Annotated in this window: 25 protein-coding genes and 1 tRNA gene; 21 read left to right on the top strand and 5 right to left on the bottom strand. The window is 60.8% G+C overall.

What is annotated here, in order from left to right:
• The first annotated feature begins 3 nt into the window (after positions 1 to 3).
• From VOI23_RS01855 to VOI23_RS01830, 6 genes are read left to right on the top strand one after another with little or no spacing between them, the layout of a single operon-like run.
• Positions 4 to 735, top strand: coding sequence for an ABC transporter ATP-binding protein (locus VOI23_RS01855; RefSeq protein ID WP_323780676.1), 732 nt, complete (start codon positions 4 to 6; stop codon positions 733 to 735).
• A complete protein-coding gene (locus VOI23_RS01850) occupies positions 732 to 1,457 on the top strand; it encodes an ABC transporter ATP-binding protein (protein WP_323780673.1) in 726 nt (241 codons plus the stop codon). The genes VOI23_RS01855 and VOI23_RS01850 overlap by 4 nt, the downstream gene beginning before the upstream one ends.
• Positions 1,454 to 2,362: a branched-chain amino acid ABC transporter permease gene (locus tag VOI23_RS01845; RefSeq protein ID WP_323780670.1), complete on the top strand. Its 909-nt coding sequence runs from the start codon at positions 1,454 to 1,456 to the stop codon at positions 2,360 to 2,362. The genes VOI23_RS01850 and VOI23_RS01845 overlap by 4 nt, the downstream gene beginning before the upstream one ends.
• Positions 2,359 to 3,345 carry a branched-chain amino acid ABC transporter permease gene (locus tag VOI23_RS01840; protein ID WP_323780667.1) on the top strand — a complete coding sequence of 329 codons (987 nt, stop codon included), beginning with the start codon at positions 2,359 to 2,361 and terminating at the stop codon, positions 3,343 to 3,345. Before VOI23_RS01845 ends, VOI23_RS01840 begins: the two co-directional genes overlap by 4 nt.
• A 23-nt stretch (positions 3,346 to 3,368) precedes the next feature.
• Complete coding sequence (locus VOI23_RS01835) at positions 3,369 to 4,154, top strand: coniferyl-alcohol dehydrogenase (RefSeq protein WP_323780664.1); 786 nt, start codon at positions 3,369 to 3,371, stop codon at positions 4,152 to 4,154.
• A gap of 10 nt (positions 4,155 to 4,164) precedes the next feature.
• Entirely contained in the window at positions 4,165 to 5,610 is a 1,446-nt protein-coding gene (locus VOI23_RS01830) for an aldehyde dehydrogenase (protein WP_323780661.1), read from the top strand.
• A 75-nt stretch (positions 5,611 to 5,685) separates the two neighbouring features.
• Here the strand turns inward: VOI23_RS01830 and VOI23_RS01825 are convergent, their stop codons facing one another.
• Both VOI23_RS01825 and VOI23_RS01820 read right to left on the bottom strand, forming a co-directional pair.
• Positions 5,686 to 7,407 (bottom strand): thiamine pyrophosphate-requiring protein, encoded by a 1,722-nt coding sequence (locus VOI23_RS01825; RefSeq protein WP_323780658.1) that lies wholly within the window; start codon positions 7,405 to 7,407, stop codon positions 5,686 to 5,688.
• 111 nt (positions 7,408 to 7,518) lie between these two features.
• Positions 7,519 to 8,874: a cytochrome P450 gene (locus VOI23_RS01820; RefSeq protein WP_323780655.1), complete on the bottom strand. Its 1,356-nt coding sequence runs from the start codon at positions 8,872 to 8,874 to the stop codon at positions 7,519 to 7,521.
• Positions 8,875 to 8,995: 121 nt separating this feature from the next.
• On the opposite strand from VOI23_RS01820, the gene VOI23_RS01815 reads away from it, so the two are divergent.
• From VOI23_RS01815 to VOI23_RS01780, 8 genes are all read left to right on the top strand, one after another.
• Entirely contained in the window at positions 8,996 to 9,553 is a 558-nt protein-coding gene (locus tag VOI23_RS01815) for a hypothetical protein (protein WP_323780652.1), read from the top strand.
• Between the two features lie 146 nt (positions 9,554 to 9,699).
• Positions 9,700 to 10,875 carry an elongation factor Tu gene (gene tuf / locus VOI23_RS01810; RefSeq protein ID WP_323780649.1) on the top strand — a complete coding sequence of 392 codons (1,176 nt, stop codon included), beginning with the start codon at positions 9,700 to 9,702 and terminating at the stop codon, positions 10,873 to 10,875.
• A gap of 211 nt (positions 10,876 to 11,086) precedes the next feature.
• A complete protein-coding gene (locus tag VOI23_RS01805) occupies positions 11,087 to 13,051 on the top strand; it encodes a bifunctional 2',3'-cyclic-nucleotide 2'-phosphodiesterase/3'-nucleotidase (protein WP_323780647.1) in 1,965 nt (654 codons plus the stop codon).
• A gap of 204 nt (positions 13,052 to 13,255) precedes the next feature.
• Positions 13,256 to 13,921, top strand: a complete 666-nt coding sequence (locus tag VOI23_RS01800; RefSeq protein ID WP_323780643.1) for a L,D-transpeptidase — start codon at positions 13,256 to 13,258, stop codon at positions 13,919 to 13,921.
• 671 nt (positions 13,922 to 14,592) lie between these two features.
• Positions 14,593 to 15,579 (top strand): zinc transporter ZntB, encoded by a 987-nt coding sequence (locus tag VOI23_RS01795; RefSeq protein WP_323780641.1) that lies wholly within the window; start codon positions 14,593 to 14,595, stop codon positions 15,577 to 15,579.
• A 119-nt stretch (positions 15,580 to 15,698) separates the two neighbouring features.
• Positions 15,699 to 15,953, top strand: coding sequence for a hypothetical protein (locus VOI23_RS01790; protein ID WP_323780637.1), 255 nt, complete (start codon positions 15,699 to 15,701; stop codon positions 15,951 to 15,953).
• A 136-nt stretch (positions 15,954 to 16,089) separates the two neighbouring features.
• A complete protein-coding gene (locus VOI23_RS01785) occupies positions 16,090 to 16,767 on the top strand; it encodes a CatB-related O-acetyltransferase (RefSeq protein WP_323780634.1) in 678 nt (225 codons plus the stop codon).
• A 56-nt stretch (positions 16,768 to 16,823) separates the two neighbouring features.
• Positions 16,824 to 16,899: transfer RNA gene (locus VOI23_RS01780), tRNA-Trp, on the top strand.
• A 92-nt stretch (positions 16,900 to 16,991) separates the two neighbouring features.
• Here the strand turns inward: VOI23_RS01780 and VOI23_RS01775 are convergent.
• On the bottom strand, positions 16,992 to 17,690 hold the full coding sequence (locus VOI23_RS01775) for a glutathione S-transferase family protein (protein ID WP_323780631.1): 699 nt from the start codon (positions 17,688 to 17,690) through the stop codon (positions 16,992 to 16,994).
• A 147-nt stretch (positions 17,691 to 17,837) separates the two neighbouring features.
• On the opposite strand from VOI23_RS01775, the gene mscL reads away from it, so the two are divergent.
• Positions 17,838 to 18,272 (top strand): large conductance mechanosensitive channel protein MscL, encoded by a 435-nt coding sequence (mscL, locus tag VOI23_RS01770; RefSeq protein WP_323780628.1) that lies wholly within the window; start codon positions 17,838 to 17,840, stop codon positions 18,270 to 18,272.
• Between the two features lie 147 nt (positions 18,273 to 18,419).
• Here the strand turns inward: mscL and ald are convergent, their stop codons facing one another.
• The gene (gene ald / locus VOI23_RS01765; RefSeq protein ID WP_323780625.1) at positions 18,420 to 19,535 is read right to left on the bottom strand and encodes an alanine dehydrogenase; all 1,116 of its coding nucleotides are present in this window, start codon (positions 19,533 to 19,535) and stop codon (positions 18,420 to 18,422) included.
• A gap of 135 nt (positions 19,536 to 19,670) precedes the next feature.
• Between ald and VOI23_RS01760 the strand changes: the two genes are divergently transcribed.
• The 4 genes from VOI23_RS01760 to VOI23_RS01745 all read left to right on the top strand — a co-directional run bounded on the left by VOI23_RS01760 (position 19,671) and on the right by VOI23_RS01745 (position 22,856).
• Positions 19,671 to 20,129, top strand: coding sequence for an Lrp/AsnC family transcriptional regulator (locus VOI23_RS01760; protein ID WP_058263022.1), 459 nt, complete (start codon positions 19,671 to 19,673; stop codon positions 20,127 to 20,129).
• Between the two features lie 83 nt (positions 20,130 to 20,212).
• Positions 20,213 to 20,626 carry a hypothetical protein gene (locus VOI23_RS01755; RefSeq protein WP_323780619.1) on the top strand — a complete coding sequence of 138 codons (414 nt, stop codon included), beginning with the start codon at positions 20,213 to 20,215 and terminating at the stop codon, positions 20,624 to 20,626.
• Positions 20,627 to 20,707: 81 nt separating this feature from the next.
• Entirely contained in the window at positions 20,708 to 22,297 is a 1,590-nt protein-coding gene (locus tag VOI23_RS01750) for a GMC family oxidoreductase (protein WP_323780616.1), read from the top strand.
• A gap of 4 nt (positions 22,298 to 22,301) precedes the next feature.
• Positions 22,302 to 22,856, top strand: coding sequence for a flavodoxin family protein (locus VOI23_RS01745; protein WP_323780614.1), 555 nt, complete (start codon positions 22,302 to 22,304; stop codon positions 22,854 to 22,856).
• Between the two features lie 354 nt (positions 22,857 to 23,210).
• Here the strand turns inward: VOI23_RS01745 and rpsU are convergent, their stop codons facing one another.
• A complete protein-coding gene (gene rpsU, locus VOI23_RS01740; protein WP_058263026.1) occupies positions 23,211 to 23,417 on the bottom strand; it encodes a 30S ribosomal protein S21 in 207 nt (68 codons plus the stop codon).
• Between the two features lie 109 nt (positions 23,418 to 23,526).
• Between rpsU and VOI23_RS01735 the strand changes: the two genes are divergently transcribed.
• Both VOI23_RS01735 and VOI23_RS01730 read left to right on the top strand, forming a co-directional pair.
• Complete coding sequence (locus tag VOI23_RS01735; protein WP_323780604.1) at positions 23,527 to 24,213, top strand: COQ9 family protein; 687 nt, start codon at positions 23,527 to 23,529, stop codon at positions 24,211 to 24,213.
• A gap of 22 nt (positions 24,214 to 24,235) precedes the next feature.
• The gene (locus tag VOI23_RS01730) at positions 24,236 to 25,219 is read left to right on the top strand and encodes an NAD(P)H-quinone oxidoreductase (RefSeq protein ID WP_323780601.1); all 984 of its coding nucleotides are present in this window, start codon (positions 24,236 to 24,238) and stop codon (positions 25,217 to 25,219) included.
• The last annotated feature ends 165 nt before the right edge of the window (positions 25,220 to 25,384 follow it).

Below are 25,384 nucleotides of genomic sequence, written 5' to 3'. Positions count from 1 at the left end.
GTGATGACGCAGGGCGCGCAGCTTCGGGCCAGTGGGGTGCACAAATCCTTTGGGTCTCTGGCGGTGTTGAACGGGATCGATTTTTCGGTCCATTCGGACGAAGCCGTCGGCATTGTCGGACCGAACGGGGCCGGGAAATCGACGCTGCTTGGGGTTTTGTCCGGCGCAACCTTTGCCACAAGCGGCGAGGTGCGGTTGAACGATGCCGATGTCAGCAGGTTGCCGGCCCGCGACCGTGCGGCGAAGGGACTGGTGCGCACGCACCAGATCCCCAAACCGTTTTCGGGCATCACCGTTTTTGAAAATGTGCTTGTGGCCGCTACCCATGCGGGCGCAAGACGCCAGTCCGAGGCCTATGATCTGGCTCTCGACGCGCTGGAAATCTGCGGCATGATGCCGGTGGCGAACCGCCCGGCGGAAAGCATCGGTCTGCTGGATCGCAAGCGGCTGGAACTGGCCCGTGCTTTGGCCACGCGGCCCAAGCTGCTGCTGCTGGACGAAATCGGCGGCGGGTTGACCGATGCCGAGGCGTCCGAATTGGTGGACACGATCCGTAAACTGCGCGGCCGCGGGATCGGCATCGTCTGGATCGAACATATCGTTCATATCCTTGTGCAGGTGGCCGAAAGGTTGGTGTGCATGGATGCGGGGCGGATCATCGCCGAGGGCGATCCCGATGCGGTGATGACGCATCCTGAAGTGGTCAAAGCCTATCTGGGAGGAGCGCCTGAATGAGCATGTTATCGGTACAGGATCTGGACGTGCGTTATGGTCAGTTTCGCGCGGTCCGGTCGGTCAGTTTTGATATTGTCAAAGGCGAGATCGTCGCGCTGGTCGGGGCGAATGGTGCTGGCAAGACGACGATGCTGCGCGCGCTTGCCGGGGCCAACAGGGTCCATGGCGGGGCGATCCGTCTGAACGGGGTTGATATTACCCATACCCTTAGCCATCTGCGGGTTGCCGCCGGGCTGGCTTTGGTCCCCGAGGGGCGCAAGCTGTTTCTGGATATGACGATTGAGGAAAACCTGCTGCTGGGCCGTACGGTTGGGCGGCCCGGGGTCTGGACGGTCGACAAGGTTTTTGAAACCTTCCCGAACCTCGTCAAGCGGCGTCATGCGCTGACCGGCACCATGTCGGGCGGCGAACAACAGGCCACCGCCATCGGGCGGGCCCTGATGTCGAACCCGGAGGTTTTGATTCTGGACGAGGTCAGTCTTGGTCTGTCGCCGCTCGTGGTGGATCAGGTCTATGCGTCGCTGGACAATTTGCTGACCATGGGCACGACGATCATTCTGGTTGAACAGGACCTGACCCGGGCGATGGCGGTGGCGGACCGGGTCATCTGTATGCTGGAGGGCCGCATCCTGCTGGATCGCGCGATGGAGCAGACCGACCGTGCTGAAATCACCCAAGCCTATTTCGGACAAGGTTACAGTGCTGTGGGAGAACCGGCATGATCAATATTCTGATACAGGCGACGCTGCTGGGCGGGTATTATGCGCTGATTGCCTGCGGGCTTGCCTTCATGTTTCAGGTGATGCGGGTCATCAATCTGGCGCATGGGTCGCTGGCGATTGTCAGCGCGTATCTGGTCTGGGTGGTGTCCGATACGTTTGGTCTGTCGCCCTTCGTGGCGTTGCTGGCGATCATTCCGGTGATGGGGCTGGCCGGGTGGTTGTTGCAGCGTCTGGTGCTGGAACGGGCGGTCAAGGGCGGCGAGCTGCTGCCGGTGCTGTCGACCTTTGGTCTGGCCATCGTACTGGACAATCTGTTGTTTCAGCAGTTCGGCGCGAATACGCGGTCATTGTCACCCTATGTCGGGGATCTGAGCTGGGAAGCGTTTGAGCTGCCGGGGAATATCTATGTCGGCAAGTTGCCGGTCTACATCCTGATCGCGGCGATTGTCATCATCGGGGCATTGGATCTGCTGTTGAAGAAAACCGCGCTTGGCCGCCAGATCCGTGCGACCGCGGCCGATCCCGTGACCGCCGGTCTGGTGGGGGTGGATGCGCGGCGCGCGGCGGGGGTTGCGGCGGCTTTGGCGACGATGACGGTCGCGGTGTCCGGCGTGGCCCTGGGTTTGCGCGGGACGTTCGATGCCTATGCCGGGGCGCCGCAATTGCTGTTCGCGTTCGAGGCCACAATCATTGGCGGCGCGCGGTCGCTTTGGGGGGTGTTGGGCGGTGCGATCATTCTGGCCGTGGCGCAATCGCTGGGCGCACAAATCCATCCGCAAGGATTTCTTCTGGGCGGTCACATCGCCTTTCTGATGTTCCTGTTCTTTCGGATATGGCGCAGCGGCAAGGGGTCGATCCTTGCCGCATTTCTGCCTGCCGCATTGCGCAAGGGAGATGCCCAATGAGGATTCAACGCTGGACCTGGCAGGCCAAGGTCACGTTTTCGCTGGCCACCGTTATTGTCGTGCTGTTGGCGGTATTGGGGCCATTTGCATCCGCCGGTGTCATCGAGCGGCTGACCGTGTTGTTCATCTATATCATCATGGCCGCGATGTGGAATGCGCTGGCCGGCTATGGCGGGCTTGTTTCCATCGGTCAGCAACTGTTTTTTGGGCTGGGTGCCTATATGACGATCCGGATCGCGGATGCGGGGGTCGATCCGTTTCTGGCCATCCCGATCGCGGCGCTGGTGGTGGGGGCGATATCATGGGTTCTGTCGCTGTTCATGTTGCAGCTGCGGGCCGGTGAATTCGCAATTGGCATGTGGGTGCTTGCCTCGATCGCGCATCTTTGCGTCAATCTCGATCCGCTGATTCAGGGCGAAACGGGCACCTCTTTGATTTCGCTCAACGCCTTCGACATCGAAACCCGGAGGATTTACATTTTCTGGGCCGCTCTGGTCGGGATGGTCGGGTTGCTGGGGCTGCTTTTCGCGGTTTTGCGCACGCCGACCGGGCTGGCGATGCAGGCGATCCGTGATGATGAGGAAGCCGCGGATTCAATCGGGGTGAACCCGATGCGGACCAAGCGGCTGTTCTTTGTGCTTGCCGGGTTCGGGACCGCGGTGGCGGGGGCCTTGTGGTTGGCGCAGGTGTCGGCGTTCCAGCCCAAGACCTATTTTTCGGTGCAGTGGACGGCCTACATGATCTTCATGGTGCTGGTCGGCGGGCTGGGTCGTTTTGAAGGCGCTATTCTGGGGGCCTTGGTGTTTTTCGGAGTCGAGACTTGGTTCTCCGATACGGGCGTTTGGTACCTGATCGGACTGGGTGCCGCAGCGATGCTGTTTTCGCTTTTTCTGCCAAAGGGGCTTTGGGGCTGGGTCGAGGCGCGGACCGGTCTGCGATTGATGCCGCTTGGCTATGTCGTGCAACCAGAACAGAAACTTTAACATTCATTAAGAGGAGAGTTGTCATGCTCTTTGGAAAGACCATCGTGGTCACTGGGGTAGCCAGCGGGATCGGTCGCAGGACCGCAGAGCTTGCCGGTCAATTGGGCGCCGAGGTGATCGGGATCGACCGGGCAAAGCCGGACGACACATTCGGTCAGTTCCTGAGCGGCGACCTGTCGACGCCCGAAGGTGTGGCCGCCATTGCGGCGGCTTTGCCGAACCGGCTGGATGCGCTTTGCAACGTTGCGGGCGTGTCGGGCAATACCGGGGCGGCCAATACATTGGCGATCAACTTTTTCGGATTGCGGGCCCTGACCGAAGCGTTGGAACCGAAAATCCGCGAAGGCGGATCGGTGGTGAATGTGGCGTCGATCGCGGGGTTTGGATGGCGCGAGAACGCCAAGCGCGCCGCCGCCATTGTCAAGACGCCCGGGTTCCCCGACGCCGCGCAGATCGTCAAGGAACATGCCATCCCGAACGAAGCGGGGTACCCCGTTTCAAAGGAAATCCTGTTGGTCTGGACCCTTCTGGCGGCGCATTTCGACAGGTTCAAGTCACGCGGCATCCGGGTGAACGCGGTGTCCCCCGGTCCGGTCGATACACCGATCCTGACGCAGTTCCGCGAAGTGCTGGGAAATGAGCGGGTCAATTCGGATGTGGACCGTGTCGGCCGCGCCGGAACCGCCGCCGATATTGCGCCCGCGATCCTGTTCCTGTGTTCGGATGCCGCGCGCTGGATCAACGGTCATAACCTGGCCACCGATGGCGGGCTTGAGGCGTCAATACTTGCTGAAATCAATCAATTCTGAGGAAACCACCATGACTGTTCAATTCGTCATCAATAACAAGGATAGCGGCGCATCGGGGGGGGGGACCTTTGACCGGATCGACCCGGTTACCGGCGAAGTCGCATCCACCGCCGCCGCCGCGAAGGCCGCCGATATCGGAGCGGTTGTCGCGGCGGCTGACGCAGCCTTTCCAGCCTGGTCCGCGATGGGGCCGGGCGAACGGCGGGCGCTTCTGAACAAGGCGGCCGACGCGATGGAGGCAAAATCCGACGCCTTTGTCGCCACCATGATCGCGGAAACCGGGTCCACCGGGCCGTGGGCGGGGTTCAATGTCATGCTGGCCGCTGGCGTGATCCGCGAAGCGGCGGCGATGACCACGCAAATCGGGGGCGAGGTCATTCCGGCCAACAAGCCCGGCACATTGGCCATGGGCGTGGCCCGCGCTAAGGGTGTCTGTCTTGGGATTGCGCCATGGAACGCGCCGGTGATCCTTGGCACCCGCGCGCTTGCGATGCCGTTGGCCTGCGGCAACACCGTGATCCTGAAAGGGTCCGAATCCTGTCCGAAAACCCACCGGATGATCGTGGATTGCTTTGTCGAGGCCGGTCTGCCCGCCGGCGTGGTCAACTATGTTTCGAACGCGCCGGAGGATGCGGCGGAGGTGGTGAAAGCCCTGATCGAAGCGCCCGCCGTCAAACATGTGAATTTCACCGGATCGTCGGCCGTGGGCCGCATCATCGGCCGCCTTGCTGGTGAAAACCTGAAACCGGCGCTGTTGGAACTGGGCGGCAAGGCGCCGCTGGTGGTTCTGTCCGATGCGGATATCGACGGCGCTGTGAATGCGGCGATTTTTGGCGCCTTCATGAATCAGGGCCAGATCTGCATGTCGACCGAGCGTCTGATCGTGGACGAAGCAATCGCCGATGAATTCGTTGAAAAGCTTGCGGCGCGGGCGTCGAAGCTGCCTTATGGCAACCCGCGCGATCAGGTCGTGCTTGGGTCTTTGGTGAGTGCCGCTGCGGGCGAAAAGATGGATGCGCTGATCGCCGATGCCACCGGCAAGGGCGCAAAGCTCGTGGCGGGCGGTCAGCGGGACGGCGCGATCCATTCGGCCACGTTGCTGGACGGGGTGACGTCCGAGATGCGGATCTATGGCGAGGAAAGCTTTGGTCCGGTCAAATCGATCATCCGTGTGCGCGGCGATGCGCAGGCAATCGCAACCGCGAATGACACCGAATACGGCCTGTCGGCGGCGGTGTTCAGTCAGGATATCCAGCGTGCGATCTCGGCTGCCAACCAGATCAAGAGCGGTATCTGTCACATCAACGGTCCCACCGTTTCGGATGAACCGCAGATGCCCTTTGGCGGGGTCGGGGATTCCGGTTATGGCCGGTTTGGCGGCAAGGCGGCGATCGCGGAATTCACCGATCTGCGCTGGATCACGATCGAAGACCCGAACCAGCATTACCCGTTCTGACACCCGGACGGGGTTTCAGGGCAGAAAGCGCATCCGGGAGGCTGCGCTTTCTTGCTGTCTGGCGGGCGCGTTGTTTCAGCTTTTCCCGATCGCCACCTCGATCAGCGCCAGTCCGCGCTTGGCGTCGACATGGGCCAATGCGTCGGTCAGGGCGGCATCGAAACCGTCGGCATCGCTGGCGTGGCGGGCCCATGCGCGGCTGGCCTGTGCCACCTTGACGAAATCCGGGCTGGGCGAAAGGTCGGTCAGTGGCACCGTATTGGCCCTGGCGGCATAGCCATCGGGATAGATGTCCATCACCGACTGCCGCACCGCCCCCCATTCGGTATTGTTCAGCACCAGCACGACAATCGACAGGCCGAGCGATTCCGCGATCTGATGACAGGCGACGGGGTTGGCGAACATATAGGAACCGTCACCCATCGTGGCGACGACCGTTTTTTCCGGTTTTGCCAGCGCATATCCCATCGCCGCCGGAAAGCCCCAGCCAAGCCCGCCCGCATGGGGGCCGTCGAACCAGCTTTGATGCTTGTCGACCGTCATGAACGGCAGTTGGCAGCCGAGTTCTGAAAACACCGTTGCGTCCCGGTCGCGCAGTTTCAAAGACAGGGTGTGACTGATCCAGCGCTTGGTCAAGGCGGCAGAATTGACGTCGGCCTCTGCCGCCCCGATGCGGGCGGTCCGGTTGGCGAGATTAGCAGCGGCGACGTCGCGCTTGCGGCTCTCGATGCGGCTCTGGCGATCCGCAAGCCGGGCGGACAAGGCCGTTTCCAACGCCAGAATGGCGGGGGCCAGTTCGGTGGTGAGACCAAGATCGCAGCGGAAATTTCGCACGCCGGACCGGTCCTGTAACGGGCGGGGTCCGATCTGGATGACGGTCGCGTCTTCGCGCGGTTCGATCTGGGCCGGTGCCCAAGGGGCCAGCGCATCAAGGCAAAGCACGACATCGGCCTGTTCGAGCAGGGCGCGCGGGTCCGGGCCTGCCGCCATCGGGTGGGTCGTTGGCAGGGCGAGTTCGACCGCCCAGTATTGGCATACCGGTATCCCCCATGCCTGTGTCAGCCGCGACAAGGCCGCGAAAGCCTCGGCCGAGCCTGCACCGTGCTGGGCAAAGATGACCGGATGCGCGGCGCTGGCCAGAAAATCGGCGACCGCGTCGATCTGTTCGGCGCTGACGCCGGTCACTGCGCCGCGCATCTGTGGGCGGCGGGCGGCACCGCTGGCCGGCACGCTTTCGCTCAGCACCTCGCGGGGCAGGCTGATATAGACCGGCCCTTTGGGCGTACTGGTGGCGATGCCATGGGCCCGGTCGGTCACGTCGAACACCTGTTCGGGGAAGCGCAGTTCGTAGTCCCATTTGCAGGCTTCGCGGATCAGGCTGGCCTGATCCAGCATTTCCTGCCCCCAGCCGATCGGCACGGTGCGGGCACCCAGACGGCCCTTTTCCAGCGTCGGCGTACGCCCCGATAGCAGCAGCATGGGGATATTGTCGCAGGCCGCGTTGATGGCCCCCATCGCGGCATTGGCCAGCCCGACATTGGTGTGCACCATGACGGCCTGCGGTTTGCCGGTGGCCAGCGTATAGCCATGCGCCATGGCGACGGCGGCTGTTTCGAAGGGCACGGTCACGGTGCGGGGCAGCGGGATATGCTGCGCCTCCGCCTCGGACAGACCTTCGATGACAGGTGGAAAATCGGTGCCGGAATTGGCAAAGATATACTCCACCCCCAACCTGCTGAACCGTGCCAGCAGCGCCGCGCCTGCGGTCATCCGCTGTTTGCTGGTCTCCTCGGTCACCTCTGCCCCCCCCCTGATCTCATTATTCGAGATGTGCTTTTCACGCAGGGTTTATCAAACCTTTTTAGCTGTCAACAGGGCGCGCGCAGGGCGCGGCGGGGCAGTGCCCCCTCAGACCGGTTCCGCCTGCAGCCAAACCCCGCCTTCGGGGCGCAGGGTGATGATCATCACCGGTTTCGGATCGCGCCCCGGCACCGGGGTGAACCGGAACCGGGCCAGCAGGGTCGCCAGGATGATCACCGCCTCCTGCAGCGCGAAACTGGCCCCGATGCAGATGCGCGGGCCATCCCCGAAGGGCAGGTAGGTATAGCGCGCGATCGCCTTGCGGTCGGCGAACCGGTCGGGCCGGAACGCATCGGGATCGTCCCAGTAAAGATGGCTGCGATGCAGCGCATAGATTGGCAGTATCACCGTGTCACCGGGGCGGATGTCGCGCCCGCCCAGCGTGTCGGGTTTCAGCGCGGTGCGCGATATCAGCCCGGCGGGCGGGTAGAGCCGCAGGGCTTCGTCCACGATCATCCGAATGAAGGGCAGTTGCGCCACATCCCCGGCGGTGGCGGCGCGGGTGCCCAGCACGGCCCGGGCTTCGGCGTGGGCGCGCTGCTGCACTTGCGGGTCGAAGGCGGCGAGGTACAGCGCCCATCCCAGGGTCAGGGCAGTGGTTTCATGCCCGGCCACGATGAAGGTCAGCAGGTTGTCGCGCAATTCGCTGGTATTCATCCGGCGGTGGGTTTCGGGGTCTTCGCCCTGCAACAGCAGGTCAAGCAGGTCGGGCGTGCCTGTATGAGGTTCTTGGCGGCGGGCGTCGATGGACCTGTCGGCAAGGGTTTTCATTTCCTTCAGGATCTTTCCCGACATCAGCCGCGCCGGGCGCGGAATCCAGTCAGGCAGGCCAAAGATGTCGAACAGCGACACCCGCCCGGCGGCGTCGATATAGGCGTCGATGGCGCGGTGCACCGCGTCGCGGTCGAACCCGCCGCTGTCGGAAAAGGTGACGTCACCGATCACGTCGAAGGTGGCGCGGACCATTTCATCGGCCATGTTGATCGCACGATTGCCGCTTTGCGCCACCCTGTCGGCGGCACGTTCCGCGCTGGCGGTCATCACCGGGCCCAGATTGGTCACGTTGCGGTGGGAAAACACCGGGGCTGCGGCGCGCCGTTGCCAGCGCCAATGTGCGCCTTCGGCCACGAACAGGGAATCGCCGATCGCCGGGCGCAGCAGGTTCTTGGTCACCAGAGATTTCGGGTAATCGTCGAGCCGGTCGAGCAGAATTCGGCGGATCGCGTCGGGGTCCATCACCATATGCCAGCGCTTGCCGGTCTTGCCGCTGACCATCGGTTGGGTGGTGGCGATATGCGGGATGATCGACAGCACGTTTTGCCGGGCGGCGTTGAGGCTTTGTAATATGCCCATGGGCTGGCGCACCAGCGGCACATGAACCGGGATGGACAGGGTCGGATGCATGGCGGACCTCCTGTCGGGATCATATAGCGGGCCACAGCGGTCCGGCAATCGCAGACGCGCGGATTGCGTGGCGGGCCGGGGTGGTCTATTCCGCAGTAACGTCGTTTGGAAGGAATTGCCGATGCTGTCCCGTTTCGCCGCGCTGATCGCGCTTTTGGCCATTACCGCCTGCACCAATGCCAACGATCTGGACAAGGACAAGGTTTTTCTGGGTGATTTTTCCCTTGGGCATAATATCGTTGTGGCCCCCAAGATGGTGAAGGGGCCGCTGTCGCGCACGGCCAGCGAAGACGAATGGAAGGCGGCGCTGGGCACGGCCATCGAGGAACGGTTCGGGCGCTATGAGGGCGCGCGTCTGTATCATTTCGGCACCTCGGTCGAAGGCTATGTCCTGGCCCAGCCCGGCGTGCCGATCGTGGCCTCGCCGAAATCGGTCCTGATCGTCAATCTGACCGTCTGGGATGACGCCAAGGGCGCCAAGCTGAATGAAAAGCCAGAGCAATTCACCATTCTGGAATCGCTGTCGGGGGAAACGCTTCTGGGATCGGGGCTGACCCAGTCGAAAGAAATCCAGATGCGCAACCTGAGCCGGAATGCGGCCAAGGTGATTCAGAATTATCTGGTGAAAATGCAGGCCGAAGCGGGCTGGTTCGGCCCCGAATCCGCGGCTGCGGAATAACGCGCGACCCGATCCTTTGAAAACAAGGGCGCGGAAGCGGCGATCGGCGCAACGGAGCGCTTGATTTTCCTTTCCAAAACCAATAAACGGCCCGCGATGATCAACCCGGGCCGCAGGGGCCCCCAAACCACGAGGCGCCTTTAAAGATGGCAAAGGAAAAGTTTGAGCGTAACAAACCGCACGTCAACATCGGCACGATCGGCCACGTTGACCACGGTAAAACCACGCTGACCGCAGCAATCACCAAATATTTCGGTGACTTCAAAGATTACGATCAGATTGACGGCGCCCCGGAAGAAAAAGCCCGTGGCATCACCATCTCGACCGCGCATGTGGAATACGAAACCGACAAGCGTCACTACGCTCACGTCGACTGCCCCGGCCACGCTGACTATGTGAAGAACATGATCACCGGTGCGGCGCAGATGGACGGCGGCATCCTGGTTGTGAACGCGGCTGACGGCCCGATGCCGCAGACCCGTGAACACATCCTGCTGGGCCGTCAGGTCGGCATTCCGGCGCTGGTGGTGTTCCTCAACAAAGTTGACCAGGTCGACGACGAGGAACTGCTGGAGCTGGTGGAAATGGAAGTCCGCGAGCTGCTGAGCGAATATGATTACCCGGGTGACGATATCCCGATCGTCGCAGGTTCGGCGCTGGCCGCGCTGGAAGGCCGCGATCCGGAAATCGGCGAAAACAAGATCCGCGAACTGATGGCGGCCGTGGATGACTATATCCCCGAGCCCGAACGTGCCATCGACCAGCCGTTCCTGATGCCGATCGAAGACGTGTTTTCGATCTCGGGTCGCGGTACCGTTGTGACCGGCCGTATCGAACGTGGCGTGATCAATGTCGGCGACACCATCGAAATCGTTGGTATCAAGGACACTCAGACCACCACCTGTACCGGTGTTGAAATGTTCCGCAAGCTGCTGGATCGCGGTGAAGCCGGCGACAATATCGGCGCGCTGCTGCGCGGTATCGACCGTGAAGCGGTCGAGCGTGGTCAGGTTCTGTGCAAGCCGGGTTCGGTGAACCCGCACACCAAGTTCGAAGCCGAGGTCTACATCCTGACCAAGGACGAAGGCGGCCGTCACACCCCGTTCTTCGCGAACTACCGTCCGCAGTTCTATTTCCGGACCACCGACGTGACCGGCACGGTTGAACTGCCCGAAGGCACCGAGATGGTGATGCCGGGCGACAACCTGAAATTCACCGCCGAGCTGATCGCCCCGATCGCGATGGAAGAAGGCCTGCGCTTCGCCATCCGTGAAGGCGGCCGCACCGTCGGGTCGGGCGTTGTTTCGAAAATCATCGCCTAAGCTTCCCGCTTGGCAGAGATAGAAAGGGCCGCCCATTGGGCGGCCCTTTTTCTATGGTCAGTCCGCAAAGTGATGCGCCGGTCAAGGCCGCGACAGGCAGCGAGAAGCGGCTGATCAGGCCGCGATGCTGAATAAATTTACCAATTGGTCATGGATTTGTTATTCTGAGGGTATTTGATTGTAGTCCCTACTGCCTGAACGAGGTTTCAAAATGACATCCAGTTTCTCCCGGCGTGAATTTTTGGGCGCGGCCGCCGGCGCCGGTTTGATTGCCCTGCACCCGTTTTCCGCCCGCGCGGCGGCCAATCAGGCCCATTTGCGGGTGATGGAGACCACCGACCTGCATGTGCATGTTTTCCCTTACGATTATTACTCGGATCGTCCGGTGGATACGGTTGGTCTGGCGCGTACGGCGGCGCATATCGGGGCGGTTCGTGCCGAAGCGACCAACAGTATGCTGGTCGATAACGGCGATTTCCTGCAGGGCAACCCGATGGGCGATTACATCGCCTATGAGCGGGGCATGAAGGAAGGCGATCTGCATCCGGTGATCGCGGCGATGAACACTTTGGGATTCGATGCCTCGACGCTGGGCAATCACGAATTCAACTATGGTCTGGATTTCCTGTCGAAGTCGCTGGCCGGGGCGAATTTCCCGATGGTGTCGTCCAATGTCGTGAAGGAAATGGGCGCGGGCCCGCGCGACGACACCACCCTGGTGCCGCCCTATGTGATTCTGGACCGTGAACTGACCGATGGCGCCGGGACCAAGCATAAGATCAAGGTGGGGCTGATCGGTTTCGTACCGCCGCAAATCATGAACTGGGACCGTCGCCATCTGGAAGGCAATGTGAACACCCGCGATATCGTCGATACCGCCCGGGCTTATGTGCCGGAAATGAAGGAAAAGGGTGCCGATATCATCATCGCGCTGAGCCATTCCGGCATTGGGTCGGCGGAGCATAGCGAAGGCATGGAAAACGCCTCGGTGCCGCTGGCAGCGGTCGATGGCATCGACGCGCTGATGACCGGGCATTCGCATCTGGTGTTCCCGTCACCGACCTTTGCCGATTACCCGGGCGTGGATGCCGAAAAGGGCCTGATCCACGGCAAGCCAGCCGTCATGGGTGGCTATTGGGGGTCGCATCTGGGGGTGATCGACCTGATGCTGGAACAAAGCGGCGACGGCTGGCAGGTGGTGACCAGTGCGGTCGAAACCCGGCCGATCTACAAACGGAACGAGGACCGTTCGATCACCGCGCTGGTGGAAAGCGTGCCTGCGGTGCTGAACGCGGTGACGCAGGAACACGAGGAAACGCTGGCCTATGTGCGCCGCGCGGTGGGCAAGACCGATGCGCCGCTGCATAGCTATTTCGCGCTGGTGGCCGATGATCCTTCGGTGCAGATCGTGTCGATTGCGCAGAAATGGTATGTCGAACAGATGCTGGAAGGCACCGAATATGCCGGTCTGCCGATCCTGTCGGCGGCGGCCCCGTTCAAGGCCGGTGGCCGCGGTGGCCCGGATTATTATACCGACGTGGCGGTCGGCGATGTGGCGATCAAGAACGTGGCCGATCTGTATCTGTATCCCAACACCGCGCGCGCGGTTCTGGTCACCGGGCAGCAGGTCAAGGATTGGCTGGAACGCTCGGCGGGGATTTTCAACCAGATCGAGCCGGGCAAAGCCGATCAGGTGCTGCTGAACCCGTCCTTCCCCAGTTACAATTTCGATGTGATTGACGGGGTGGAGTATCAGATCGACCTGAGCCAGCCGTCGAAATTCGATACCGACGGCAATCTGATCAATCCCGACGCCAACCGGATCGTCAATCTGAGTTACAACGGTGCGCCGCTGGATATGGCGGCGAAATTCGTCATTGCCACCAACAATTACCGCGCTGGCGGCGGTGGCAAATTTCCGGGGGCGGACGGGTCGACGACCATCCTGACCGCGCCGGATACCAACCGCGACGTGATCGTGCGTTATATCGTTGAACAGGGCACCATCAGCCCGTCGGCCGATGCCAATTGGACATTCGCCGCGATGCCGGGCACCAGTGTGTTGTTCGACACCGGCCCCAAGGCGGCGGCCTATGCCGACAAGGTGCAAGGGGTGAAGATCGCCCTGGCAGGCGACGGGCCGGACGGGTTTGCCCGGTTCCGCATCGACCTGTGACGGCCGGGCGCTGATCGGATCAGGGGGCTGCCTTGCTGGGTGGCCCCTTACCAGTCGTGGTCCAATAGGGTAGTTGTCTTCCTGCTACTATTATTAGCTTTTGAAACGCTACACGGGCATGTGACTGGTCCTGCATTGCGCAGGGCTTTACATTTCGGCTGTGCATTGCGACGTCGAAAGAAGGACAGACAGGAACGTGAAACCATGCTGACCAAACGCCATTTTATTGTCTCAGCGGCCGCGTTGTTTTCGGCACCGCTTGAAGTATCGTCTGCGGCTGCCGCGACATCTGACAGATCAAAGTGGGCCTTGTGGGACGCGCAAGTGACACCAGAGGATTATGATCCTGCCACATCTAACCCGTGGGGTGTCGGAACGCGGTTTCTGCCCCGACTAGTCGAGGCCAACGCGGGCCTGACACCGGGAGACATCCATGTCGATGCGGTTGCGCGCTATCTGTATCACATCCGTGAGGATGGCACTGCGATGAGATACGGCGTCGCCATAGCGCGCGGCAATCTGTATGAAGCGGGTACGTATTCAATCAGGCGGAAGGCGAAGTGGCCGACCTGGACGCCGACGCCCGCGATGATCAAGCGCGAACCTGACGTATATGCACAATATGCAGACGGGATGAATGCCGGGCCGACAAACCCGCTTGGATCGCGGGCTTTGTACCTTTACGTCGGGAGCCGTGACACTTACCTGCGCATTCACGGGTCACCCAGCCCAAGGTCTATCGGAGGTCGGGCCAGTTCCGGTTGTGTGCGGATGATCATGCCCCACATCAATGATCTGTATGAACATGTAAACACCGGGGCCACGGCGGTGCTGTACGCGCCCGAAGAACTGGTTTCCGCGAAAAGCTGACGCGGTTAGGTCGGGGGCTTGGCCGGGGAAAATTCAACGCGTATTGAAGGCTCAACCGGTCGTGGCGGTTTGTGATTGACGGCTACAGATCGGGCGGCCCTCAACGGTGCGAAGCGGCAGGAATGTCGTTTCGACAGGGCCGACATAGCGATAGACATAACATCCATCTGCCGGGTCTATTCGGACGGCGGTCAAATCTTGGTTGGTGGCAGCGATGGCCTGGACGCCCTCGGGCAAGACTTTGAAAAAGCCATCTTTTGAGGCGCTGCTTTGACTTTCTGCACAGGCGGCAACCAGCAAAACGGCGCTGCACGCACTCCAAACCCGAGCTTTCATTTCCGATATCTCCGTAAGATTGGTATCACCCGGATAAGGTATTCCTGTTCGGATGTAAAACCAGCCAATGCCGGTCTGGGTTGAATCGCTTCGAATTCAGAATGGCCGTTTTGTTCCCCTATCCGATCAGCAAGTCCAAGACGCCTTTGCTGTGGCTGCGATGGTTCGGGGCAGGCGTGGGGAAACGGGCGGCTTGGCCTGATGGTGCAACGCATCTGCTACGGTGCCGTTTTTGCGGGGGGTCCCTTTCATTTTGCCAAATCTGGCTTCGTCATGGTTGATCGCGCGGTCGCGGGCTGTATCCTGACCCGGCATAGCCCCGTCGGAGACACCGGATGCTGCCAAGTTTCGTGAAATTCGCCCATGCGTTAGGTGGCCCTGAGAGGGGCGCAAACCTGCATGAAGCCGCCCTGCTGCGCGTGCTGGAGGACGAAACCCCGGCCTGGGTGCATCTGGACGGCACCGATCCTGATGCCGCTGAATGGTTCACGCGGCATTTGAATTACCTCGACAGTCAGGCGATCGAGGCGTTGCTGGACGTCGATACCCGCACGCGTGTCAGCATCCTTGGCAGCGGGATGATCGTGATTCTTCGTTCGGTCAACATGAATGAGGGTGAGAATCCAGAAGACATGATTTCGATTCGCATGTGGATCGACGCGCACCGGATCGTCACGATTTCGCGCAAAAGATCCCGTGTCGTAGAACGGTTGGATGCCGCGATGCGCGCGGGCGAAGAGATCGACAGCGCCGGGGCGTTCCTGGTCCGGGTGGTCGAGGAAATCACCGGCTTTATCGCTGACTTTCAGAAGGATCTCGATCAGAAGGCAGAGGATCTGGAAGAACAGGTGATTGCCGAATCCAACAATCGTCTGCGCCGCGAAGTGGTCGACCTGCGGCTGAAGGTGATCGCCGCGCGGCGGTTCCTGATCCCGCAGCGGGCCGCGCTGGAATCGATCAGCAAGGCGCAGTTGGATTTCATAGACCGGTCCACACGGCGAGAGATCGAGGAAGAATACCTGAAAATGACCCGGGTGGTGGAAGACATCGAAGAGTTGCGCGAACAGGCCTCGGTTCTGCGCGAAGAGCTGTCGGGGCACCTGTCGGACCGGCTGAACCGCAATATGTTCGTCCTGTCGATCCTGTCAGCGATTTTCCTGCCGCTGGGATTCCTGACCGGCCTGTTCGGGGTCAACGTGGGCGGAATGCCGGGTGTGGACGACAGCAACGCGTTTATGTGGCTGTGCGTCGCGATGGGAGGGCTGTTTGCGACGCAGCTGATCCTGCTGTGGCGAATGGGTTGGGTCGGTGGCGGGCAGTGAGCCATGTCCGGGCGGCATTTCGGCGCATAAAACTGCTGCAAACCGCCATGTGACTGCCGCAGTCCCGCCATTTTGAGCGGCCAGACTGAAACCCGGTTCGATTTAGAGGGACTGGGTAAATGAATTTTCTGAACACGACTCTTTTTGGCCCCGTGGGGGTGTTTTCTTTTCTCGCAACCATTGCGGTCTTCCTGTTCCGGCTATGCAAAGGCGCGCGCGGACGACGCCCGGTCACAGCGCATGACGGGCAGGATTTCGTTCCTGCATCTGCCCGGTCGGCACCGGTGGACTATGGCGACGACTGCCTGTTGGATGCGCGGCATGGCGGCGGCAGAGCGGCGGGGTCGACCATCAATCAGCCGCAACGCTGGTAAGTATGCCCGAGGGGTTTGCCATTGTCGGGCGCGGCGTGGCGCGCTAACCTGAGCCTGTACCATGGAGGGTGCCGTGAACACATAACAGCCATATCCGACCCCATCACGTCCTACCAATGATGACAGGATTTCTGTTATGTCTGAATTTCTTGATGCTTCGCTGCGTCACCCGATCCGCTTGCCGGATGGCAGCGCTTATCCCCATACCGTCTGGCTGCGTCAGGTGATCGACCATCCCAATATCCGGATTGGCGATTTCACCTATTATAACGACTTTGAACCGGTCGATGATTACGCGGCCCGGATTGCGCCCTATCTGCATCCCGGCGCGCCGGAAACGCTGACCATTGGCAAATTCGGTCAGTTCGCCCATGGGACACGGTTCATCACCTCATCCGCCGATCATCCGAAACGCTGGTTCAGCACCTATCCTTTCGCGGTTTTCAGCCATGACTGCATGGACCTTTATGCCGAGGAATTCAGCCGGGGGTGCGACACGGTGATCGGTCACGATGTCTGGATCGGTCATAATGCGATGATTCTGCCCGGGGTCAGCGTCGGTGATGGCGCGATCATAGCGGCCGGGGCCGTCGTGGTGCGGGATGTCGCGCCTTATACGGTTGTCGGGGGCAATCCGGCGGGACCGGTCCGGCAACGGTTTGCGCCGCAGGTGGTGGACCTGTTGCAGCGTTTACGATGGTGGGATCTGGAGCAGGACCAGATCAGGGCGATTTTGCCAATTCTCGCCTCGGCCGATATTGCAGGTTTGCAGGACTTGGTGGCGCAGTATCGTGAAGGACCGAATTCACCCTAATGGGTGAAAAGGGTCTTGATCTTGGCCGTCGGCTGTCATAGTCAATCGTCGGCCTTAGGGGTATAGCTCAGCTGGTAGAGCGACGGTCTCCAAAACCGTAGGTCTCGGGTTCGAACCCTGATGCCCCTGCCAATTTCCCTCGACTTGAATGATAATGACCAGGTACGATTTCGCGCTGCCCGGCGGCGCTGCGTGCCTTTGTTCCGGGCAAAGCTGATGCAAGCTTAGGTCCGTGGCGGGATATTCAGGCCGCGCTGTACCGCCGGGCGGGCAAGGTAGCGGTCGAGATAGGCCACGGTGTTGGGGTAACCGGTCCAGCCGACAGTATCGCGGGCACCGTAAATTTCCAGCGCCCTGAGCCAGCCGCCCAAAGCGATATCGGCAATCGAAAAGGTGCCGCAAATCCAGTCCTGGCCCTGTAACTGGCCTTCGATCACGTTCAGCAGGCGCTTGGTTTCGGCGATATAGCGGTCGCGCGGAATCGGGTCCTGCACCGCGCTGCCGGCGAATTTGTAGAAAAATCCCAATTGCCCGAACATCGGGCCGACGCCGCCCATCTGGAACATCAGCCACTGGATCACCCTGTAGCGCTGGGCTGGGTCCTTGGGCAGCAGTTTCCCGGTTTTTTCCGCCAGATAAATCAGGATCGCCCCGGATTCCCACAGGCCGAAAGGTTTGCCGCCCGGACCGTCGGGATCAATGATCGCGGGGATTTTATTGTTCGGGTTCAGCGACAGGAATTCCGGCGATTTCACGTCCTCGTCCTTCAATGTCACCTTGTGCGCTTCGTAGGGCAGGCCGATTTCTTCGAGCATGGTCGACACCTTGACGCCGTTCGGTGTCGGGAAGGAATAGAGTTGCAGAACCGACGGGTTCTTGGCGGGCCATTTCTGGGTGATCGGGAAATCGTCGGGAAAGGTCATGTCGGTTCCTTTGTATCTGCTAAGGGGAAAATATACGGATTTTCCCGGATAAAAAGGTGCTTGGCTGTGACAAAGAACCCTATCTATTGTGATTTCGCGTATAGGGCGCGTGCAGGTGGCCAAGTGCCAAGCAAAATGAGGGACATTATGATTAAAGAATTCAAGGATTTCATTGCCAAGGGCAATGTCATGGACATGGCGGTCGGGATTATCATCGGCGCGGCCTTTACCGCGATTGTGAAATCAATGGTGGCCGATCTGATCAATCCGATCATCGGGTTGTTCACCGGCGGGGTGGATTTCACCAACAATTATGCGGTTTTGTCCGGGGATGTCGCCGCCGGTACCAGTCTGGACGCCGCGCGTGAAGCCGGGGCATCGGTGTTTGCCTATGGCAGCTTCATCATGGCGGTAATCAATTTCCTGATCATCGCCTTTGTCGTCTTCATGCTGATCCGCATGGTGAACAAGGCCAAGGATGCCGCGACCAAGGCAGAGGAAGCGCCGGCCGAGGAGGCACCGGCAGGCCCGAGCGAACTGGACGTGCTGCTGGAGATCCGCGACGCATTGAACAAGGGCTGAGCATCGGTCGCACCTATTCGAGTTGAAACGGTCCGCCATTTGGCGGGCCGCAATTCTGTTTGTAGGACGCGCAAAAAAAACGCCCGACAGGGAAAGGGGAACCTGCCGGGCGAGGGAGGATGCACTAAGGTGCAAGGTGACTTGGTGTTACTTGATCAACAGCTGCGGCGAGGTCACGTCGAGTCCCAGCGCCTTGCCCACTGCATAGTAGGTCAGTTTGCCAGCGTGGACATTCAACCCTTCGAGCAGGTGCGGATCGTCGGCGCAGGCCTGTTTCCAGCCCTTATCGGCCAGCGCCAGCATGAAGGGCATGGTGGCATTGCCAAGCGCGATGGTCGACGTACGGGCGACCGCGCCGGGCATGTTGGCGACGCAGTAATGCATGACCCCGTCCACGTCATAGATCGGGTTTTCATGGGTGGTCGCATGGGAGGTTTCGAAGCATCCGCCCTGGTCGATGGCGACATCGACGATGGCCGCGCCGGGTTTCATCGTCGAAAGCTGCGCGCGCGACACCAGTTTCGGGGCAGCGGCACCGGGGATCAGGACGGCACCGATCACCATATCGGCGGCGGCGACCAGTTCGGCGGTATTGCCCTGAGATGCGTAAGAGGTTTTGAATTCGCCGCGGAAGTTATCATCGAGATAGCGCAGCCGCGGCAGCGACATGTCCAGCACGGTCACATCCGCGCCCATTCCGGCAGCGACCCGCGCCGCATGGGTGCCGACGACGCCGCCGCCGATCACCACGACATGGGCCGGACGGACGCCCGGGACGCCGCCCATCAACACGCCACGGCCGCCATTGGCTTTCTGTAGCGTCCAGGCACCGACCTGCGGTGCCAGTTTGCCCGCGACTTCGGACATCGGCGCCAGCAACGGCAAGCCGCCGCGCGGGTCGGTGACGGTTTCATAAGCGATTGCGGTACAGCCGGAGGCCAGCAGATCATGGGTCTGATCGGGATCGGGGGCGAGGTGCAGATAGGTGAACAGCAACTGGCCTTCGCGCAGCATCTTGCGCTCGACCGCCTGCGGTTCCTTGACCTTGACGATCATGTCGGCGGTGGCAAAGATTTCTTCGGCGGTGTCGAGGATCACCGCCCCGGCGTCGATATAGTCGCTGTCGGGGAAGCCCGAACCGACGCCCGCGCCTTTTTCGATCACCACGTCATGGCCATGGGCGATGGCTTCGCGTGCCGCGTTCGGGGTCATGCCGACGCGGAATTCCTGTGGTTTGATTTCTTTGGGACAACCGAGTTTCATAATGCGTCTCCTCCTGGGGTCAAAGGTAGGATGTCGCATCATTTCTGCAAAAGGGTTGAAATTCGGGTCGTAATTTCACAAAAGATGTGAACATTGTTCGAATAAATGGACAAAATTGCGAAGGATTTTGCATCAATGGCGCTGGACCAAACCGATCGTCGCATCCTGACCGTGTTGCAACGCAAGGGACGTATTTCCAATGCCGACCTGTCGGAACAGGTGAACCTGTCGCCTTCGGCCTGTCATCGCCGGGTGCAGCGGCTGGAAGCGGATGGCTATATCCGCGATTACGTCGCGCTGCTGGATCCACGCAAGATCGGAGTGTCGACCACGGTGTTTGTGGAAATCACCCTGCAGGCGCAGGCCGATGAGGTGCTCGACGCGTTTGAAAAGGCGGTGTCGCGCATCCCGGACGTGTTGGAATGTCACCTGATGGCGGGGACGGCGGATTACATCCTCAAAGTGGTCGCCGAAAGCACCGAAGATTTTGCCCGCATCCATCGCCAACACCTGTCGCGGCTGCCCGCCGTGGCACAGATGCAATCGAGTTTCGCCCTGCGCACCGTGTTCAAGACCACCGCATTGCCGGTTTAGGCGAAATTTATCTGGATTCCGACCGATGCTAATCTGCTGTTAAGGCCTTCTGGATATGTCAGGTGTCCGAAAAGGAGGCCGTCATGTCATTCCTGGTTCACGTAAAGGATGGTCAGTTCGCGGTATCGTCCGGCCGGAACACGTATCATGGCAAAGGGCTAAGCCGGTTCGACGCCCGGCCCGGCGATAGCAGCCGGTTGGTCATCGCGGTGCGCGACGGGGATGAAACGGCATGGCATTTCGGTCCTGGCGGGATTTTCGACCTGTGCTGGCATGTCGGGCGGATTCAGCAGGCAATGGTGATCCGCTGCGATGACTGGAACGGTGCGTGCGGTACCATCGTGTTCGCAGGCGTCAGTCACGATGGAGTTCCCACACAGGTGATCTGGACGCCTGATTTCGATCTGACCGGCTGGTATGACCGACATGGCGGGCATGGTGACCCCCGGGTTTTCCATAATACCAATCAGCTTAGCCAGGATTGCGGTTTCTACTGATCCGATGCCTGGTCCGGGTGATTTCCCGGCATTGTCAAACCTTTCGCCTTGGCCCATTCTGCCCACAAAAAGGGGGCAGGAATGCAGTGGGATTATATCATCGTCGGGGCCGGCAGCGCCGGCTGTGTTCTGGCCAAGCGGTTGGCGGATGCGGGTCAAAAGGTGCTGCTGTTGGAGGCGGGCGGATCGGATGCCTATCACTGGGTTCATATTCCGATGGGGTATCTGTATTGCATCGGCAATCCGCGCACCGACTGGATGTTCACAACCGCCAAGGAACCGGGGCTGAACGGGCGGTCGCTGATTTATCCGCGCGGCAAGGTTCTGGGCGGCTGTTCGTCGATCAACGGGATGCTGTATTTGCGCGGCCAGGCCGCCGATTATGACGGTTGGCGGCAGATGGGCAATGCGGGCTGGGGCTGGGACGATGTCCTGCCTTATTTCAAGAAGTCCGAGGATTACGTCGACGGTGCCAGCGACATGCATGGCGCGGGCGGTGAATGGCGGGTCGATAATCAGCGTCTGCACTGGGACGTTCTGGATGACTGGATGGACGCCGCCGCGGCGGCCGGATTACCCAAGGTGACGGATTTCAACACCGGCAATAACGAAGGCGTCGGCTATTTCAGGGTCAATCAGAAACGCGGCTGGCGGATGAACACGGCGCGGGCGTTTTTGCGGTCGACCAAGGGGCAGGCGTTGCAGGTCGAAACCCATGCTCATACGCGGCGGGTGCTGATCGAGGACGGGCGCTGCGTCGGGGTGGAATACGAACAGGGCGGTGCGGTCAAAACCGCCCGTGCGGCGGGCGAGGTGATCCTGTCGGCGGGCGCGATCGGGTCGCCGCAGATTCTGCAGCTGTCGGGCATCGGCCCGGGTGCGCTGTTGCAGAAACACGGAATCGAGGTGCGGCATGAAAATGCCCGGGTCGGCGGCAATTTGCAGGATCACCTGCAATTGCGCTGCGCGTGGAAATTGCAGGGGGCGAAAACGCTCAACACGATGGCAAGCAGCCTGTGGGGCAAGGCGAAGATCGGGCTGGAATATGCGCTGAAACGCTCCGGACCGATGTCGATGGCGCCATCGCAATTGGGCGCCTTCGCCAAGTCACGCCCCGACCTTGCCACCCCGGACCTGGAATTTCATGTTCAGCCGCTGACGCTGGAAGCCTTCGGCCAGCCGCTGCACGATTTCCCGGCGATGACGGCCAGCGTCTGCAACCTGCGCCCCGAAAGCCGGGGCGTGGTCGAGATCACCTCACCCGATCCCAGGGCCAAACCGCGGATCGCGCCGAATTATCTGGCGACCGAAGGCGACCGGCAAACGGCCGTCAACGCGATCCGGTTGGCGCGGCAGGTGATGGAACAATCGCCAATGGCGAAATATGCGCCCGAGGAAATGAAGCCGGGGCTTGCTGCGGTCAGTGACGAAGACCTGGCCCGGGCGGCGGGCGATATCGGCACCACGATTTTCCATCCCTCCGGCACCGTGCATATGGGACCGGAAGACAGCGCGCCGCTTGATTCCCGGCTGCGGTTGCGCGGGATCGAGGGGCTGCGCGTGGTCGATTGTTCGGTGATGCCCACGATTACCAGCGGTAACACGAATTCTCCCACCATCATGATCGCCGAAAAGGCCAGTGACATGATCCTGCAGGATGCGAGGGGCTAAGCGTATGGGCGATATCGTCATCTGCTATTTCAGTGGCAGCCGCCACACCGCGCGGTTGGCCGAAACGATCGCGACTGCGGCTGCCGAATCGGGCTCTGCGTCCCGACTGGTCGATGTCGCGGCAATGACCGGTGCGGATTGGCAGGCGCTGGATGAGGCGGCGGCGATTCTGTTCGGAACGCCCACCTATATGGGCAGCGCCGCCGCAGGCTTCAAAAGCTTCATGGATGACACCAGCGACCGTTGGACCGATCAGGTCTGGGCCGACAAGCTGGCGGCGGGGTTCACGGTGGCCACCTTCCCGGGCGGTGACAAGCTTGCGACGCTGATCCAGCTGTCGGTATTCGCCGCCCAGCACGGCATGATCTGGGTCGGGCAGGATCAGATTGGGGCGCCGGTTGATGCCGCCAATCCCGGCATCAACGAAAGCGGTGCGTGGCTGGGGCTGGCGGCCACCAGTTCGCGCGACAAGACGCTGATGGTGCAGCCGGGCGACCTGGAAACAGCCCGCCGGTTCGGACTCCGTATCGCCCGAGCGGTGCGACGCTGGACCACCTGACTGATCGGCGTCGTACCCGGTGCCACGGTTGGATTTGAGTATTTTACCCAAGAAGAAACAACAGGGTGCGCCTTGCCCGATATCGGGGACGCGTGCCCCAAAAAGGGCAAGGCGGCTTCTCCTTGGGCGGTCATCGGCTCTCCAGCCTGTACCGCCCGGTGAGGATCGCGCATTAACGTTAATGACGCACTAATTGTTTCTTCTTGGAAAAAATACTCCCGCCGGAGGCGGCGCGGCCTGCAAGGCCGCCAAATAAAAAAGAGCGCGCATAGGCGCGCCCCTCAAAAAGACAAACCCCCGGGCGTAGCCACGGGGGTCGTCAAAACTTGCATGTTCAAGCTTTCGAGAAGGGCCTTACAGCATACCTTCGCGCTGGGCTTTCTTGCGTGCCAGTTTACGGGCACGGCGAACGGCTTCAGCTTTCTCGCGCGCTTTTTTGACGGACGGTTTCTCGAAATGTTGCTTGAGCTTCATTTCGCGGAAGACGCCTTCACGCTGCAGCTTTTTCTTCAGGGCACGAAGCGCCTGATCGACATTGTTGTCGCGAACACTAACCTGCATGTGGTTTTCACCACCTTTCTAAGTTGAGTTGCATGGAGTTGCAGGAGGTGGTCCTATAGCAAGGCTTGATTTAATTGTCTACACCGAAGCCAGCACGAAAGGAGAGTCCATGACTGTGCCCGATCTGAAGGATCGTCTGCTCGACGCAGCACTGATCCATGTGGCCTTTGACGGCTGGACAGAAGCGACATTTGACGCAGCCGTGGCAGATGCGGCGGTCGACCCGACGGTGGCGCGGTCGATTTGCCCGCGCGGCGCGGTCGATTTGGCGGTGGCGTTTCACAAGCGTGGCGATGCGCAGATGGTAGCGCGGCTGAGGGCTGCGGATTTGGACGAGATGCGCTTTCGCGACCGAATCGCCCTTGGCGTTCGGTATCGGTTGGAGGCGGTCGAGGACAAGGAGGCGGTGCGCCGTGGGCTGACGCTGTTTTCGATGCCGCAACATGCGCCGGACGGGATGCGGTTGATGTGGGAAACGGCCGGGTTGATCTGGGAAACGCTGGGCGACAGCTCGGATGATGTGAACTGGTACACCAAACGGGCCACGCTGAGTGCGGTTTACGGATCGACCGTGCTGTATTGGCTGGGCGATGAAACGCCGGATCATCAGGCCACCTGGGAATTTCTGGATCGGCGGATCGATGACGTGATGAAGTTTGAAAAAACCAAGGCCGGTATCCGTGACAACAAGCTGCTGAGCGGATTGTTGGCGGGTCCGCTGGCAGTGCTGGATCAGATCAAGGCGCCGGGGGCGGGCCGGCAGGATATGCCCGGCCGTTGGCCGGGCGAGCAATAAGCGACCAATCAAGGAGAACGAGATGTCAGAGACCATGCGCGCGGTCGAAATCACCGAACCGGGCGGGCCGGATGTGTTGAAACTATGTGACCGGCCGATGCCGCAGGCACAGCCGGGCCAGGTGGTGATCAAGGTGGCCTATGCGGGGGTCAACCGACCCGATGCATTACAGCGCGCCGGGGCCTATGCGCCGCCGCCCACCGCCAGCGATCTGCCCGGGCTGGAGTGTGCCGGTGAAATCGTCGCGTTGGGCGAAGGGGTCAGTGGCTGGGCAATCGGCGATCAGGTCTGTGCCCTGCTGCCCGGTGGCGGCTATGCCGAATATGTGGCGACCCCGGCGGCGCATTGCCTGCCGGTGCCCAAGGGCATGGGGCTGAAAGAAGCGGCCTGTCTGTGCGAAACCTATTTCACCGTCTGGTCCAACGTGTTTCAGCGCGGTGGGTTGAAGGCGGGCGAACGGTTCCTGATCCATGGCGGATCGTCGGGGATCGGCACCACGGCGATACAGTTGGCGCGCGAATTCGGGGCGCGGGTTTTCGTTACCGTCGGCAGCCAGGAAAAGGCCGCCGCCTGTGCCCGGCTGGGGGCCGAGCGCACGATCCTCTATAAAGACGAGGATTTCGTCGAGGTGATGCGCGCCGAAGGCGGGGCGAATCTGATCCTCGATATGGTGGGTGGGTCGTATATTCCGCGCAACCTCAGCGCCTTGGCCGACGATGGACGGTTGGTGCAGATCGCGTTCCTGCAAGGTCCCAAGGTTGAGGTGAACTTTGCGCAGGTGATGACCCGGCGTCTGACCCTTACCGGGTCAACATTGCGACCGCAAAGCGATTTGGCCAAGGCGAAAATTGCCGAAAGCCTGTTGGAAAATGTCTGGCCGCTTCTGGATGCAGGGAAAATCGGTCCGATCATGGATAGCGAATTCGATCTGGCCAATGCAGCCGACGCCCATGCAAGGTTGGAAAGCAGCGGCCATATCGGTAAGATCGTGCTGAAAGTCGCCTGATCCAAGCCCGGTGGCCGCAATTTGCGACTTTGCAGCCCCCGGTTGACTACTCTTCCAGCTCAATAAAACCGCCACTGGTTTTGTTTCTGGATTCGTGAACCAGTTTAGGGCGATAATTATCGCAATTTAATCAATAGACCGCTTTTCAGTTCGCTAATCTTATTG

The sequence above is a fragment of the Thalassovita sp. genome, assembly GCF_034670005.1.
Lineage (GTDB): Bacteria > Pseudomonadota > Alphaproteobacteria > Rhodobacterales > Rhodobacteraceae > Thalassobius.
This window is presented reverse-complemented; position numbering and strand designations above follow the sequence as displayed.

Coding starts and splice junctions, on each gene's coding strand:
- mscL (WP_323780628.1), top strand. CDS start 17,838: ATGATTAAAGAATTCAAGGATTTCATTGCCAAGGGCAATGTCATGGAC.
- ald (WP_323780625.1), bottom strand. CDS start 19,535: ATGAAACTCGGTTGTCCCAAAGAAATCAAACCACAGGAATTCCGCGTC.
- VOI23_RS01850 (WP_323780673.1), top strand. CDS start 732: ATGAGCATGTTATCGGTACAGGATCTGGACGTGCGTTATGGTCAGTTT.
- VOI23_RS01730 (WP_323780601.1), top strand. CDS start 24,236: ATGTCAGAGACCATGCGCGCGGTCGAAATCACCGAACCGGGCGGGCCG.
- VOI23_RS01785 (WP_323780634.1), top strand. CDS start 16,090: ATGTCTGAATTTCTTGATGCTTCGCTGCGTCACCCGATCCGCTTGCCG.
- VOI23_RS01750 (WP_323780616.1), top strand. CDS start 20,708: ATGCAGTGGGATTATATCATCGTCGGGGCCGGCAGCGCCGGCTGTGTT.
- VOI23_RS01790 (WP_323780637.1), top strand. CDS start 15,699: ATGAATTTTCTGAACACGACTCTTTTTGGCCCCGTGGGGGTGTTTTCT.
- VOI23_RS01820 (WP_323780655.1), bottom strand. CDS start 8,874: ATGCATCCGACCCTGTCCATCCCGGTTCATGTGCCGCTGGTGCGCCAG.
- VOI23_RS01745 (WP_323780614.1), top strand. CDS start 22,302: ATGGGCGATATCGTCATCTGCTATTTCAGTGGCAGCCGCCACACCGCG.
- VOI23_RS01795 (WP_323780641.1), top strand. CDS start 14,593: ATGCTGCCAAGTTTCGTGAAATTCGCCCATGCGTTAGGTGGCCCTGAG.
- rpsU (WP_058263026.1), bottom strand. CDS start 23,417: ATGCAGGTTAGTGTTCGCGACAACAATGTCGATCAGGCGCTTCGTGCC.
- VOI23_RS01840 (WP_323780667.1), top strand. CDS start 2,359: ATGAGGATTCAACGCTGGACCTGGCAGGCCAAGGTCACGTTTTCGCTG.
- VOI23_RS01760 (WP_058263022.1), top strand. CDS start 19,671: ATGGCGCTGGACCAAACCGATCGTCGCATCCTGACCGTGTTGCAACGC.
- VOI23_RS01775 (WP_323780631.1), bottom strand. CDS start 17,690: ATGACCTTTCCCGACGATTTCCCGATCACCCAGAAATGGCCCGCCAAG.
- VOI23_RS01815 (WP_323780652.1), top strand. CDS start 8,996: ATGCTGTCCCGTTTCGCCGCGCTGATCGCGCTTTTGGCCATTACCGCC.
- VOI23_RS01835 (WP_323780664.1), top strand. CDS start 3,369: ATGCTCTTTGGAAAGACCATCGTGGTCACTGGGGTAGCCAGCGGGATC.
- VOI23_RS01855 (WP_323780676.1), top strand. CDS start 4: ATGACGCAGGGCGCGCAGCTTCGGGCCAGTGGGGTGCACAAATCCTTT.
- VOI23_RS01755 (WP_323780619.1), top strand. CDS start 20,213: ATGTCATTCCTGGTTCACGTAAAGGATGGTCAGTTCGCGGTATCGTCC.
- VOI23_RS01735 (WP_323780604.1), top strand. CDS start 23,527: ATGACTGTGCCCGATCTGAAGGATCGTCTGCTCGACGCAGCACTGATC.
- VOI23_RS01805 (WP_323780647.1), top strand. CDS start 11,087: ATGACATCCAGTTTCTCCCGGCGTGAATTTTTGGGCGCGGCCGCCGGC.
- tuf (WP_323780649.1), top strand. CDS start 9,700: ATGGCAAAGGAAAAGTTTGAGCGTAACAAACCGCACGTCAACATCGGC.
- VOI23_RS01845 (WP_323780670.1), top strand. CDS start 1,454: ATGATCAATATTCTGATACAGGCGACGCTGCTGGGCGGGTATTATGCG.
- VOI23_RS01800 (WP_323780643.1), top strand. CDS start 13,256: ATGCTGACCAAACGCCATTTTATTGTCTCAGCGGCCGCGTTGTTTTCG.
- VOI23_RS01830 (WP_323780661.1), top strand. CDS start 4,165: ATGACTGTTCAATTCGTCATCAATAACAAGGATAGCGGCGCATCGGGG.